The organism is Stappia sp. 28M-7 (genome assembly GCF_014252955.1).
Classification (GTDB): Bacteria; Pseudomonadota; Alphaproteobacteria; order Rhizobiales; family Stappiaceae; genus Stappia.
The window spans coordinates 3,779,719-3,792,654 of record NZ_JACMIA010000001.1 but is presented as its reverse complement, the minus strand read 5'-3'; the positions used below and the strand labels follow the sequence as shown (position 1 = coordinate 3,792,654).

The 12,936-nt window shown below is 66.9% G+C and carries 12 protein-coding genes; 7 read left to right on the top strand and 5 right to left on the bottom strand.

Annotated features, from left to right (window positions below):
* Positions 1–91: 91 nt before the first annotated feature.
* Positions 92–1,867, bottom strand: a complete 1,776-nt coding sequence (locus H7H34_RS17010) for an N-acetylglutaminylglutamine amidotransferase (protein ID WP_185925882.1) — start codon at positions 1,865–1,867, stop codon at positions 92–94.
* Between the two features lie 215 nt (positions 1,868–2,082).
* Between H7H34_RS17010 and H7H34_RS17005 the strand changes: the two genes are divergently transcribed.
* Complete coding sequence (locus H7H34_RS17005; RefSeq protein ID WP_371811415.1) at positions 2,083–2,577, top strand: MarR family winged helix-turn-helix transcriptional regulator; 495 nt, start codon at positions 2,083–2,085, stop codon at positions 2,575–2,577.
* 83 nt (positions 2,578–2,660) lie between these two features.
* On the opposite strand, the gene H7H34_RS17000 is transcribed toward H7H34_RS17005, so the two are convergent.
* The 3 genes from H7H34_RS17000 to H7H34_RS16990 form a co-directional block, all read right to left on the bottom strand.
* A complete protein-coding gene (locus H7H34_RS17000; RefSeq protein ID WP_185925881.1) occupies positions 2,661–4,031 on the bottom strand; it encodes an aspartate aminotransferase family protein in 1,371 nt (456 codons plus the stop codon).
* Positions 4,032–4,062: 31 nt separating this feature from the next.
* The gene (locus H7H34_RS16995) at positions 4,063–5,550 is read right to left on the bottom strand and encodes an NAD-dependent succinate-semialdehyde dehydrogenase (RefSeq protein WP_185925880.1); all 1,488 of its coding nucleotides are present in this window, start codon (positions 5,548–5,550) and stop codon (positions 4,063–4,065) included.
* Positions 5,551–5,694: 144 nt separating this feature from the next.
* Positions 5,695–6,180, bottom strand: a complete 486-nt coding sequence (locus H7H34_RS16990) for an Lrp/AsnC family transcriptional regulator (protein WP_199681246.1) — start codon at positions 6,178–6,180, stop codon at positions 5,695–5,697.
* A 180-nt stretch (positions 6,181–6,360) separates the two neighbouring features.
* On the opposite strand from H7H34_RS16990, the gene doeA reads away from it, so the two are divergent.
* Positions 6,361–7,545: an ectoine hydrolase DoeA gene (doeA, locus tag H7H34_RS16985; protein WP_185925879.1), complete on the top strand. Its 1,185-nt coding sequence runs from the start codon at positions 6,361–6,363 to the stop codon at positions 7,543–7,545.
* Positions 7,546–7,564: 19 nt separating this feature from the next.
* A complete protein-coding gene (argE, locus tag H7H34_RS16980; protein WP_185925878.1) occupies positions 7,565–8,728 on the top strand; it encodes an acetylornithine deacetylase in 1,164 nt (387 codons plus the stop codon).
* Positions 8,729–8,748: 20 nt separating this feature from the next.
* On the opposite strand, the gene phnF is transcribed toward argE, so the two are convergent.
* Positions 8,749–9,495 (bottom strand): phosphonate metabolism transcriptional regulator PhnF, encoded by a 747-nt coding sequence (gene phnF / locus H7H34_RS16975; RefSeq protein WP_185925877.1) that lies wholly within the window; start codon positions 9,493–9,495, stop codon positions 8,749–8,751.
* A gap of 301 nt (positions 9,496–9,796) precedes the next feature.
* Between phnF and phnG the strand changes: the two genes are divergently transcribed.
* The 4 genes from phnG to H7H34_RS16955 are packed head-to-tail and all read left to right on the top strand — an operon-like array spanning position 9,797 to position 12,934.
* Entirely contained in the window at positions 9,797–10,264 is a 468-nt protein-coding gene (gene phnG / locus H7H34_RS16970; RefSeq protein ID WP_185925876.1) for a phosphonate C-P lyase system protein PhnG, read from the top strand.
* Complete coding sequence (phnH, locus tag H7H34_RS16965; RefSeq protein ID WP_120269309.1) at positions 10,264–10,890, top strand: phosphonate C-P lyase system protein PhnH; 627 nt, start codon at positions 10,264–10,266, stop codon at positions 10,888–10,890. The genes phnG and phnH overlap by 1 nt, the downstream gene beginning before the upstream one ends.
* On the top strand, positions 10,890–12,008 hold the full coding sequence (locus H7H34_RS16960) for a carbon-phosphorus lyase complex subunit (protein WP_185925875.1): 1,119 nt from the start codon (positions 10,890–10,892) through the stop codon (positions 12,006–12,008). The genes phnH and H7H34_RS16960 overlap by 1 nt, the downstream gene beginning before the upstream one ends.
* Positions 12,005–12,934, top strand: coding sequence for an alpha-D-ribose 1-methylphosphonate 5-phosphate C-P-lyase PhnJ (locus tag H7H34_RS16955; protein ID WP_185925874.1), 930 nt, complete (start codon positions 12,005–12,007; stop codon positions 12,932–12,934). Before H7H34_RS16960 ends, H7H34_RS16955 begins: the two co-directional genes overlap by 4 nt.
* Positions 12,935–12,936: the final 2 nt, after the last annotated feature.

Sequence of the window (12,936 nt, the reverse complement as noted above, 5' to 3'; positions counted from 1 at the left end):
CTTCTGGCGGGCGTCGCGGGGCGTGCGCCCCGATCCTTCGCCGCGCTTCCCCCCGGAACCGCCGGTCTTGCTTGCCGTCATCGTCGTGTCCTCAGATGTCGTTGGTCTGCAGCCAGAGCTCGAGCAGGGCCACCTGCCAGAGCTCGGAGCCCTGGAGCGGCGTGATGTGGGCCGTCGGGTCGGTAAAGAGGCTGTCGAGATAGTCCTTCTGGAACAGCCCGCGCTCGCGTGCCGGAGCCGAGGTCAGGGCATCCCGCACCATGTCGAGATAGGGGCCCTGGATGTACTTGAGCTGCGGCACCGGGAAGTAGCCCTTCTTGCGGTCGATCACCTCGTGCGGGACGACCTTGCGGGCCGCTTCCTTCAGGACGCCCTTGCCGCCCTGGGCCAGCTTCAGCTCAGGCGGGATGCGTGCTGCGAGCTCGACCAGCTCATGGTCGAGGAAGGGAACGCGCGCCTCCAGGCCCCAGGCCATGGTCATGTTGTCGACCCGCTTGACCGGGTCGTCGACCAGCATGATCTCGGCATCGAGGCGCAGAGCCCGGTCGACCGGGGTTTCGGCTCCGCCCTGCATCAGGTGAGCGGCGACGAAGTCGAGGGCCTCGTCCTTGTCCGCCATCCACTCGGGCGACAGGTGCTGGCCCATCGTCTCGCGCGAGCGGTCGAAGAAGACGCGGGCATAGTCGGCGACCACATCATTGGAGCCGGCGAGTGGGGGATACCAGTGATAGCCACCGAACACTTCGTCGGCGCCCTGGCCCGACTGCACTACCTTGATGTGCTTGGAGACCTCGCGGCTGAGCAGGAAGAAGCCGATATTGTCGTAGGAGACCATCGGTTCGGACTGGGCGGCGATGGTGTCCGGCAGCGATGTCATCAGATCGGCCGAGGGCACGAAGATCTTGTGATGGTCGGTGCCGAAGCGCTCGGCGATCAGGTCGGAATAGACGAACTCGTCGCCTTTCTCGCCATTGGCTTCCTCGAAGCCGATGGAGAAGGTCATCAGGTCCTTCTGCCCCTCCTCGGCAAGGAGGCCGACGATCAGCGAGCTGTCGACGCCGCCGGACAGCAGCACGCCGACCGGAACGTCCGAGACCATGCGCCGACGCACGGCGAGGCGCAGCGCCTCCAGTACCCGGTCGCGCCAGTCGTCGGCGGACAGGCCGTTGTCCTCTTCGCGGCGGGTGTAGGAAGCGTTCCAGTAGCGATGTTCGCTGGAGCTCCCGTCGGCCTCGATCCGGCGCACGGTCGCGGGCGGCAGCTTGCGCACGCCCGACAGGATCGTACGCGGGGCGGGCACGACCGCATGGAAGCTCATGAAGCAGGCCAGCGCCGCCCGGTCGATGCCGGTGTCGACATCGCCGCCGGCCAGCAGCGCCTGCAAGGTGGATGCGAAGCGCAGGCGCTTGCCCTTTTCTGCAAGGTAGAGCGGCTTGATCCCGAAGCGGTCGCGCGCCAGCGTGATCGAGCCGTCGCGGCGGTCATGGACCGCGAAGGCGAACATGCCGTGGAAGCGCTTCACGCAGTCGGCGCCCCAGGCGTGGAACGCCTTGAGGATCACCTCGGTGTCGCCGTGCGAGAAGAAGCTGTAGCCCTTGGCCTCCAGCTCCTTGCGCAGCTCCGGGTAGTTGTAGATGCAGCCATTGAAGACGATGGAGAGCTCCAGCGCCGGATCGGCCATGGGCTGGGCCGCTTTCTCCGACAGGTCGATGATCTTCAGCCGCCGATGGCCGAGCGCCACGGGTCCTTGTGCCATCACGCCGGATCCGTCGGGACCGCGCGGCGCCAGACGCTCGGTCATCCGGGCGACTGCCTCCGCATCCGCAAACTGTCCATCGAAGCGAAATTCGCCGGCAATACCGCACATGAAAGGAAGCCCCTTTGCTGCTTCTCGTGTTGCCGCAAGGTCCGGTTTTCCGAGGCTTGCGGATGACTTCTGCCATCGGGGCGGGCACAGGGCCCACCGGATCCGGTGGCTGGCTTGCGTTATTAGTTAGTGTACAAATTATTTGAAATCAAATCTTTTGTGGTGTAATTATTTCTACGAGCTATCCGACGAGAATCAACCCAAGGAGAGAGCCCGTGACGGACGAACGCGCAGCAGCCCAAAAGGATGCAAGCGATGTCATTCGCTCGATCCGGCGGATCGTGCAGGCGATGGACGTGCGGTCGAAGCGGGTGGCGCGCGAAACCGGTCTGACGATCCCGCAGATCGTCGTGCTGAATGCCGTGCGGGACTTCGAGGCGGCAACGACCGCGCAGATTTCGCGCGTGGCGAATATCAGCCCGCCGACGACGGTGACGATCCTGGAAAAGCTGGAGCTGCGCGGTCTCATCACCCGGCGCCGGAGCACCGTCGACCGACGGATTGTCCATACGGAGCTGACCGAAACCGGCAAGGCGGTGCTGGCCGATGCTCCTCCGCTCATTCACAAGCGCTTCTTTTCCGGCATGGCGGCGATGAGTGCGGAGGATCAGGCCTCGATCATCCGGGCCTTCCATACGGTGGCCGACCTGCTGGAACCGGACGAACCGGCGGGGGGAAGCGGGCCGGCGGAGGCCGGCCTGCCGGCCTGATCCGCCTTTCGGAGTTCAAAAACGGAAAAAGGGCCGGAGCATGTGCTCCGGCCCTTTTCGTATCGTGACGGTGGTTTGCCGGTTCAGGCAAAGACCTCGGTGACGGCCGCGCGCGTCTCCTCGACGATGCGGTCGGCCTCGGCCCGGGTCAGGCACAGCGGCGGCGCGAAGCCGAGGATGTCGCCTTGGGGCATGGCGCGGCCGATGACGCCGCGCTTCAGCAGGGCGCTGGCAACCGCCGGGCCGACCTTGGCGGACGGATCGAAGAAGCGGCGCGAGGCCTTGCCGTCGACGAATTCCACCGCGCACAGAAGGCCTTCGCCGCGCACGTCGCCGACCTTCGCATGGCCGGCAAGGGCCGCGCTCATGGCCTGGTTGAAATAGGCGCCCGTCTCGCGGGCATTGGCGACCAGGCCCATGTCATCGATCAGCTTGAGATTGGCGACACCGGCTGCAGCGCCGATCGGGTGGGCGGAATAGGTCCAGCCGTGGCCGATCGGGCCGTTCTCGTCGGTGCCGCGTTCCAGCACCTCCCAGACCTTCTTGGAGATGATCGAGCCGGACAGCGGCGCATAGGCCGAGGTCAGGCCCTTGGCGATGGTGATGATGTCGGCCTCGATGCCGTAGTGATCGGAGCCGAACATGGTGCCGAGACGGCCGAAGCCGGTGACCACCTCATCGGCGATCATCAGGATGTCGTGCTTCTTCAGCACGCGCTGGATCTCTTTCCAGTAGCCGGCCGGCGGGGGCACGATGCCGCCCGTGCCCAGGACCGGCTCTGCGATGAAGGCGGCGATGGTGTCGGCGCCCTCATTGGCGATCAGCTCTTCCAGCTCGGCGACGCAATGGGCCGTGAAGTCGGCTTCGCTCATGTCGAGGTCCGGACGGCGGAAATAGTAGGGCGCTTCGGTATGGAGCACCTGCGCAAAGGGCAGGTCGAACTTCTTGTGGAACAGCTCCAGGCCGGTGAGCGAGCCGGTCATCAGGCCGGAGCCGTGATAGCCGCGCCAGCGCGAGATGATCTTCTTCTTCTCCGGCCGGCCCAGGATGTTGTTGTAGTACCAGACCAGCTTTACGTTGGTCTCGTTGGCGTCCGATCCGCCGAGGCCGAAATAGACCTTTGACATGTTGGACGGCGCGCGGTCCAAGACCATCTTCGCCAGCGTGATGGAGGTCTCGGTGCCGTGACCGACATAGGCGTGATAGTAGGCGAGCTCCTTCGCCTGCGCAGCGATCGCCTCGGCGATCTCGGTGCGGCCGTAGCCCACATTCACGCAGTAAAGGCCGGCAAAGGCGTCGAGCAGACGGTTGCCGTCCCGGTCCTCGATGAACACGCCGTCACCGCCGGTGACGATGCGCGAGGGGCTTTCGCCGCGTGCGTGCTGTGCCAGATGGGTAGAAGGGTGGAAGAAGTTCTCCCGGTCCCATTTGTCGAGCTGGTCGTTGGTCAGCATGAATAGCTCCCTTGGTTGAGGCCGGCGGGCATCAGGCCCAGTCGCGGCAGACGTATTTGAGGTCCATGAAAGCGCGCATGCCATCGGCGGCGCCTTCCCGGCCGATGCCGGATTGTTTCATGCCGCCGAAGGGGATCGGCGCGCCGGTCACCTTGGTCCGGTTGACGGCGATCATGCCGTAGCGCAGGGCCCGCGACAGGCGGTAGATGCGGCGCGGATCCTCGCTGTGAACATAGGCGATCAGGCCGTACTCGCTATCATTGGCGATCCTGACAGCCTCTTCCTCGCTGTCGAAGGGGCGGATCGCCGCAACGGGGCCGAAAGTCTCCTCGCGCATGATCAGCGCATCGTCCGGCACGTCGCACAACACCGTCGGTGCGTAGAAGAGCGGGCCGGCCGCAAGACGCTTGCCGCCGGTGAGCAGCTTCGCGCCGCGCTCCAGCGCATCGGCGACATGTGTCTCCTGCTTGGCGACGGCGCGTTCGTTCATCAACGGGCCGATGGCCGGGTCTTCCAGTCCCGGTCCCACGGTAAGCGCGGCCGTCGCCTCGGCGAAGCGCTTGCAGAAGGCCTTGTAGAGCGGCCGCGCCACGAGGAAGCGGTTGGCGCCGAGGCAGTCCTGGCCCGAGGTTGCGAACTTCGCCTTGACGGCTTCTGCCACCGCACGCTCCAGATCCGCATCGGAGAAGACGAGGAAGGGCGCGTGGCCGCCCAGCTCCAGCACAAGGCGCTTCACCGTCGAGGCGGCCTGCCGGTAGATCAGGCGGCCGATCTCGGTGGAGCCGGTGAAGGACACGGCGCGCACGCGGGCGTCGTCCATCCAGGCGCCGACCACGGTCGCCGCATCGCCGGTCACCACATTGAAGACGCCTGCCGGAAAGCCGGCGCGCTCGGCCAGTTCCGCCAGCGCAAGCGCCGAGAACGGGGTCTCGTGCGAGGGGTGGACGAGGACGGTGCAGCCGGCGGCAAGGGCCGCCGCGGCCTTGCGGGTGATCATCGCGCAAGGGAAATTCCACGGGGTGACGAGGGCCGCGACGCCAACCGGCTCAAGCCAGGTCTCCATCTCCGCATCCGCCAGGTGCGAGGTGACGCTCTGCGTATCCGGCCTGCGGGCTTCCTCGGCGTAGAACTCGACGAAGGCAGCCGCATAGTCGATCTCGCCGCGCGCCTCGGAAATCGGTTTGCCCTGCTCCAGCGTCATCAGCCGGGCGAGATCCTCGCGATTGTCGCAGATGAGCTCGAACCAGCGGCGCAGAAGACGCGTGCGCTCCTGAGGCAGGAGGGCCGACCAACTGGAGAAGGCCTTGTGCGCGGGGTCGATGGCAGCGCGCGCCTCATCCGCGGAGAGGCTGGCCACATCGCCGAGCCGGCTGCCGTCGGCGGGGTTGCGCACCGGGAAGGTGCGGCCGTCCGTTGCCGCCGACCAGCGTCCGGCGACATAGGAGAACTGCCTGAGCAGGCGGGCGTCCTCGAGAAGAGGGGCGGTCCGTTCCGCGGATCTGGTGACCGGTGCCGTCATGTTCCGTCTCCCGCATGTGACTGGGTCGATGCGGCGCTGTTCGCCGCGACGGGGACACCATGGCGCGAAAACGGAGGAACAAGCGTCTGAAGCGGCCCGGCGAGGGAGACGATTCGTCTTTTTTGCGGCTGGCCGGCAGGCCGATCAGTCTGCCTTGCCGAGCAGCAGATCGAGCGGCGGGGCGTGTCCCGTCTTCACCGGTTTGGTGACGATGTAGGTGTAGTAGCGGGCCAGCCCGAGCCCCTGGTCGAGCAGCCGGTCGATCAGCCGCTGATAGCTGTCGACATCGCGCGTGACCACCTGCAGCAGGTAGTCGAACCCACCCCCGAGCGCCCAGCACTGGACGATCTCCGGATAGGTCTCCACCGCACGCTCGAAGGCCTGAAAGGCCGCCGAACTGTGGTTTTCCAGCTCGAGCGTGACGAAGACGGTGACGTGGGGGGCGGTCTTGCGCAGGGCGACCTCGGCCCGATAGCCCTCGATGACCCCGGCCTTTTCCAGCCGCTTGAGCCGCTCCCAGCAGGGCGTCGGGCTGAGATTGATGCGCCGCGCGAGCTCCGCCTTGGACAGGCGGCCCTCGCGGGAAAGGACCTTCAGGATGGCGATGTCACGGTCGTCGAGGCGGATCATGCAAGGGTCATAGCGGGGTTGGGGCAGGAGAGTCCATCTGCCAGAGGATGCCACGGCGTTCAAGACGCGGCCGCGATGGTTCATTCTGACGGGTTTTCAAATGGCAGGGGGAGCGTGCACAGTGCGCCGATGATCTGCCGGATCGCCATGCGAATGTCCGGCCGTTGGGGAGTGACAGGAATGCCGGCCACCGAACTTCCGTTTTCCGATGCGGAATTCTCCAGGCGACTCGAAAAGGTGCGCAAGGAAATGCGCGAGCGGGACATCGACGTTCTGTTCGTCGAGGATCCTGCCAACATGGCCTGGCTGACCGGCTATGACGGCTGGTCATTCTACGTCCATCAGGGCGTCCTCGTCTTCCATGACGCCGATCCCCTTTGGTGGGGCCGCCGGCAGGACGCCAACGGAGCGGTGCGCACCGTGTGGATGCCCGATGAGCGGGTGGCGTTCTATCCCGACCACTATGTGCAATCGACCGTTCGCCATCCGATGCAGACGCTGGCGGAGCTGATCCGCGAGGCCGGGCTCGGCAAGGCCCGGATCGGCGTGGAGCTGGAGAACTACTACTTTTCCGCCAAGGCCTTCCTGACCCTTCAGGAGGAACTGCCACAGGCGACCTTCGTCGACGCGACAGCGCTGGTGAACTGGCAGCGTGCGGTGAAGTCCGACGAGGAACTTGTGTTCATGCGCCGGGCCGCGCGGATTTCGGAGAAGATCATCGACGGCATCTTCGACCGGATCCATCCCGGCATGCGCAAGACGGATCTGGTCGCCGACATCTACGCCGACGCGATCCGCGGCACGGAGGACGCCTGGGGCGATTATCCCTCGATCGTTCCGCTGCTGCCGAGCGGATCGGATGCGGCGGCGCCCCACCTGACCTGGGACGGGCGGCACATCGCCGCCGATACGGCGACGTTCTTCGAGATCGCCGGCTGCTACCGGCGCTATCACGTGCCGTTCTGCCGGACGGTCTATCTCGGCAAGCCGCCGCAATTTCTGCTGGATGCGGAAAAGGCGCTGGTCGAGGGGCTGGAGGCTGGTCTTGAGGCCGCGCGCACCGGCAACCGGGCCAGCGATATCGCACAGGCGCTGGGCGCTCCGCTGGAGCGGGCCGGCATCGACCGTGCCGCGCGCTGCGGCTATCCGATCGGCGTGTCCTATCCGCCGGACTGGGGCGAGCGGACGATCTCGCTGCGTCCGGGCGACGACACGGTGCTGGAAGCAGGCATGACCTTCCACTTCATGCCGGGCCTGTGGATGGACAATTGGGGGCTGGAGATCACCGAGAGCATCCTGATCCGCGAAGACGGCCCGGCGGAGTGCCTGTGCAACCGTCCGCGCGCGCTCTTCGTCAAGGATTAAGGCGGCAGGACGGACCGGTATGGCACTGATCGACGACACCAAGACCCTGCTCGGGGAGCTGATCTCCTTCGCCACCGTTTCGAGCGACGGCAATCTGGAGCTCATAGCCTGGGCCGCGGACCGGCTGGGAGACCTAGGCGCCGAGACCCGGGTGATGGTCGACGAGACCGGGAGCAAGGCCAACCTGTTCGCGACCATCGGTCCGAACGAGGATGGCGGCATCGTGCTGTCCGGCCATAGCGATGTGGTGCCGGTGGCGGATCAGGACTGGTCGTCCGATCCGTTCCGCATGCGCGAGGCGGATGGGCTGCTGTACGGGCGCGGTGCCTGCGACATGAAGGGCTTCATCGCCGCGGTCCTGGCGACGGCGCCGCTCTTTGCCGCGTCGAAGCTGTCGCGACCGGTGCATATCTGCCTGACCTATGACGAGGAGGTCGGCTGCCTGGGTGCTCGCAAACTGGTGAGCGAGTTGCCCGGCATGGGCGTGCGGCCGGCGCTCGCCGTCATCGGCGAGCCGACGGAAATGCGGATCATCGAGGGGCACAAGGGCTGCTGCGAGTACACCACGAGTTTTCGCGGCCTGGAGGGGCATGGCTCGGCTCCCGATGCCGGCGTCAACGCGGTGGAATATGCGCTGCGCTACGGCATGCGGCTGATGGAGCTGAAGGAGCAGTTGAAGGAGAGGGCGCCTGCGGCCAGCCGCTTCGATCCGCCCTGGACGACGCTGCAGCTCGGGCGGCTTGTGGGCGGCGTGGCGCACAACGTCATTCCCGGGCTGGCCAGCCTCGATTGGGAGATGCGCCCCGTCACCGAGGCCGACCGTGCCTATGTGTGCGAAGCCATCGATGCCTATGTCCACGACGAGCTGCTGCCGGCCATGCGCGCCGTGCACCCGCAAGCTTCGATCCGCCGCGAAGTGGTGGGTGAGGTCGCTGGGCTGGAGCCGGTGGATGACAACGAGGCGCGCCGCATCGTCGCCGAACTGACGGGCGCCAACGGTGCCGATGTCGTCTCCTTCGGGACGGAGGCCGGCCTGTTCCAGCAGCTGGGAATGTCGGTCGTCGTCTGCGGCCCGGGCTCGATCGCGCAGGCCCACAAGCCGGACGAGTTCGTATCGCTCGATCAGCTCGGAGCATGTCTTGCGATGCTCGAGCGGCTGGCTGGCCGCCTGCGCGCTTCCTAGGCTGCACAACGCTCCTCTGCTCAGGACGACGAGCCGGGCTCGGTTGCGACCGAGAGGCTGACGCGGTCTGCGGCAAAGCGGCTGTGGCTGGCCTGGATCGGATGCCCCTGCGCATCGACGTTGAGCGAACGGGTGAGCAGGACCACGGCACCGGGCTGCAGGGCAAGGTCCGCCCGGTCGGAGGCGGTGGCCGGGGCTGCCGAAATCTCCGTCGACTGACGCACATAATCGGCGACGCCGCAGGCCGCCAGCGCCCGCGTGATCGATCCTTCGCGGCGATAGGCGTCGGGCAGTCCGGCGAAGCGTTCGGCGTCGAACCAGTGGACGGCGCGGGACAGGGGGACCCCGTCCGCCTCGCCAAGCGTTTCGAGCCGGAGCAGCGGGGCCCCCTCGGCGAGCCGCAATTGAGCCGCAAGTTCCGGTGTCGCGCTTTCCTGCGAGACGCCGACGAGGCGCGTAACGGCCTGAGCCACCTGCCCGCCGAGGCCGGCGGAAAAGCGGGTGCGGGTGCCGATCGGGTAGGTGACGCGACGACGCGGGACGATGGTGGTGCCGCGCCCCTGTACGGTCTCCACGACGCCTTCCCGGGCAAGTGCCGCCAGGGCCTGCCGTACCGTGTGGCGGTTGACGTCGAAGCGCGCGGCCAGCACCGCCTCGGTCGGCAGGCGCCCCGTGTCGTCATGATCGCCATTGCCGATGGCAGCGCGAATTTCGTCGGCGATCTGCCGCCACAGGGCGACCCCCGTCTGCCGTTCAATTCCGCTCATGCATGTCCCTTCGCCGCCGCTTCGGCCCTCGCTCTTCTAGCAAGGCCGGGCGCTGACAGCCAACAACTGTCGGGGCATGTGCTTGCCCATGCCCAGGCCCATGCCCAAGGACGAGGGGGCGGGCCGGCGCTGTCATGCCGTCGTCACGCGGAACTTGTAGGCTCCATTCTGTCGGTTGTCTATAATACTAGACAAATATGAGTGGCGGGTGTAGTCAGCCTGGAGCTCTAAGGGCATGCCGCCGCGGTTGCGGAGACTGGCAATCGTCCGGGCAAGTGCGAATTCAGGAACGGAGCGGCAGATGGCGGAAGCTGAAACGCAAAGCGAGGCGGGGCCTGGCCTCAAGCGGCTGATGGACGTGCTGGCGGCCTCTCCCGGCGTGGAGATCGCGGCCTGCGCGGCGGCGCTCGGCGACCTGCCGGAGGCGATGCCGGTGCGCGGACCCGAGATCGGGCTGGTCATGGTGCGCGGCCGCATCGGCGGCGACGGTGCCCCCTTCAACCTTGGAGAGGCGGCGGTGACGCGGGCCACCGTCCGGCTCGCCGGCGGCACCGTCGGCCACGCCTATGCGCTGGGACAGGACAGGGCAAAGGCGCGCCTTTCTGCGGTGCTTGCTGCCATGTGGAGCGACGGCGCGCGCCGCGACGACATCGAGGCGCACGTGTTGGCGCCGCTGGCAGCGGCCCGTGCGGGCGAGATCTCCCGCGTCAAGCGCGAGGCGGCGGCCACCCGCGTCGACTTCTTCACAATGGTCCGGGGAGACGACTGATGTCCGAAGCCCTTCTTTCCACGGTTGCCGTCTCCGGCGGCTTCAACGGTCCGGTTTTCGAGGCGCAGGCCGTCTTTCGCGCCCTGATGGATGCGATGGCCCGCCCCGGCACCGTTCATGATCTTCCCGTCTCCATCGCGCCGCCCGCGCCGCTGGGGCAGGGCTCCGGGGCAGTGGCGCTGGCGATGTGCGATCCCGATACGCCGGTCTGGCTCGGCGAAGGGGCCGACAGCGAGAGCGTGCGGGCCTGGCTGTCCTTCCAGTGCGGTGCGCCGGTGGTGCTGGGGGCCGAAAGGTCCGCTTTCGCCTTCGCAAGGGGCGCGAACATGCCGGCAATGGACGCCTTTGCCGTCGGAACGCAGGAATATCCCGACCGCTCGACGACGCTGGTGGTCGAGGTGGAGGCGCTGGAGGGCGGCGTGCGCCTGATGCTGGAGGGGCCCGGCATCGACGGTCAGCGGATCGTGGGGCCGGTCGGTCTGCCGGAAGATTTCGTGGCTCAACGCGCCGCGAACCGGGCGCTCTTTCCGCGCGGTGTCGATGTCGTGCTCGTCGCGGGGCTGCGCATGATGGCGCTGCCGCGCAGCACGGTCGTATCCCATGCCAACGAGACGGAGGCGGGCTGATGTATGTCGCAGTCAAGGGCGGCGAGGCGGCCATTGCCAACGCCCACAAGATGCTGGCCGACCGTCGCCGCGGCGACCGGTCCCTTCCCTCGATCACCGTCGAACAGCTCGTCGAGCAGCTGGCGCTGGCCGTCGACCGGGTGATGGCGGAAGCCTCCCTCTACGCGCCTGAGCTTGCCGCGCTGGCCGTCAAGCAGGCGCGGGGCGACATGATCGAAGCGATCTTCCTGCTGCGCGCCTATCGCACGACCCTGCCGCGCTTCGGTGCCTCGCTGCCGGTCGAGACCGGCGAGATGGTTGCCGAGCGGCGGGTTTCGGCCACCTACAAGGATTTGCCCGGGGGACAGGTTCTCGGTCCGACCTTCGACTACACGCATCGCCTGCTCGATCCTGCCCTTGCCGGCGACGAGACGGTGGCGCCGGCCCCGGCGCGCGAAAGCGAAGGCGAGCCGCTGACCCGCGTCGCCGACATTCTGGCGCAGGAAGACCTGATCGAGCGGGCCTATTCGGAAGACCCGGCCGAGATGCCTCAGGAACCCTCCGGCGACCTGACGCGCGAGCCGATGGAGTTTCCGATGGCGCGCGATCTGCGCCTTCAGGCTCTTGCGCGCGGCGATGAGGGCTTTCTGCTGGCTCTCGGCTATTCCACCCAGCGCGGCTACGGGCGCACGCACCCCTTCGCCGGCGAGATCCGCATCGGCGAGGTTGAGGTAGAGATCGACGTGCCCGAGCTCGGTTTTGCCGTCTCGCTCGGCCGCATCCGCGTGACCGAATGCCAGATGGTCAACCAGTTCGCCGGCTCGGCGAAACTGCCGCCGCAGTTCACCCGCGGCTATGGCCTGGTGTTTGGCCAGTCGGAGCGCAAGGCGATGGCGATGGCACTCGTCGACCGGTCGCTGCGCGCCGGCGAGCTGGGCGAGGACCGCGTTGCCCCGGCGCAGGACGAGGAATTCGTCATCTCCCATGCCGACAACGTCCAGGCGACGGGCTTCGTCGAGCATCTGAAACTGCCGCACTATGTCGACTTCCAGGCGGAGCTGGATCTCGTCCGCCGGATGCGGGCCGAGTTCGAGGCGCGGCAGACACGTGAAAGCGACACGCAGGAGGCTGCCGAATGAGCGCTGCAACCGCACTCGGCGACGACCTCGCCACCTACAACTTCGCCTATCTGGACGAGCAGACGAAGCGGATGATCCGCCGGGCCATTCTCAAGGCCATCGCCATTCCCGGATACCAGGTGCCCTTTGCCAGTCGCGAGATGCCCATGCCTTATGGCTGGGGCACCGGCGGCGTGCAGGTGACTGCCTCGATCCTCGGGCCGCAGGACGTCCTGAAGGTCATCGACCAGGGGGCGGACGACACCACCAATGCGGTGTCGATCCGTGCGTTCTTCCAGAAGGTGGCCAGCGTCGCGGTGACCACGAAAACGCGCGAGGCGACGATCATCCAGACGCGCCACCGCATCCCGGAAGAGAAGCTGCAGGCCGGACAGGTGCTGGTCTACCAGGTGCCGATCCCCGAGCCGCTGCGCTTCCTGGAACCGCGCGAGACCGAGACGCGCAAGATGCATGCGCTCGAGGAATACGGCCTGATGCACGTCAAGCTGTACGAGGATATCGCCCGTCACGGCCATATCGCGACCACCTATGCCTATCCGGTGCTGGTGTCTGGTCGCTATGTGATGGATCCCTCGCCGACGCCCAAGTTCGACAACCCGAAGATGGACATGAGCGAGGCGCTGCAGCTGTTCGGCGCGGGCCGAGAGAAGCGGATCTACGCCATTCCGCCGCACACAAGGGTGGTGAGCCTCGATTTCGAGGACCATCCCTTCGAGATCCAGACATTCGACGAGCCCTGCGCTCTGTGCGGCGCGGAGGGCGTCTATCTCGACGAGGTGATCCTCGACGACCGCGGCGGGCGGATGTTCGTTTGCTCGGATACCGACCATTGCGAGGACCGCCGCGCGGCCGGCCATCGCGGCAGTATGTCGCCGGACGAGGCCTATTCGGGCCATGGCAAGGGCGAAGGGGAGACGGCGCGATGACG

Coding starts and splice junctions, on each gene's coding strand:
- phnF (WP_185925877.1), bottom strand. CDS start 9,495: ATGAGCGGAATTGAACGGCAGACGGGGGTCGCCCTGTGGCGGCAGATC.
- doeA (WP_185925879.1), top strand. CDS start 6,361: ATGCCGGCCACCGAACTTCCGTTTTCCGATGCGGAATTCTCCAGGCGA.
- H7H34_RS16955 (WP_185925874.1), top strand. CDS start 12,005: ATGAGCGCTGCAACCGCACTCGGCGACGACCTCGCCACCTACAACTTC.
- H7H34_RS16990 (WP_199681246.1), bottom strand. CDS start 6,180: ATGATCCGCCTCGACGACCGTGACATCGCCATCCTGAAGGTCCTTTCC.
- argE (WP_185925878.1), top strand. CDS start 7,565: ATGGCACTGATCGACGACACCAAGACCCTGCTCGGGGAGCTGATCTCC.
- H7H34_RS16995 (WP_185925880.1), bottom strand. CDS start 5,550: ATGACGGCACCGGTCACCAGATCCGCGGAACGGACCGCCCCTCTTCTC.
- H7H34_RS16960 (WP_185925875.1), top strand. CDS start 10,890: ATGTATGTCGCAGTCAAGGGCGGCGAGGCGGCCATTGCCAACGCCCAC.
- phnH (WP_120269309.1), top strand. CDS start 10,264: ATGTCCGAAGCCCTTCTTTCCACGGTTGCCGTCTCCGGCGGCTTCAAC.
- H7H34_RS17010 (WP_185925882.1), bottom strand. CDS start 1,867: ATGTGCGGTATTGCCGGCGAATTTCGCTTCGATGGACAGTTTGCGGAT.
- phnG (WP_185925876.1), top strand. CDS start 9,797: ATGGCGGAAGCTGAAACGCAAAGCGAGGCGGGGCCTGGCCTCAAGCGG.
- H7H34_RS17000 (WP_185925881.1), bottom strand. CDS start 4,031: ATGCTGACCAACGACCAGCTCGACAAATGGGACCGGGAGAACTTCTTC.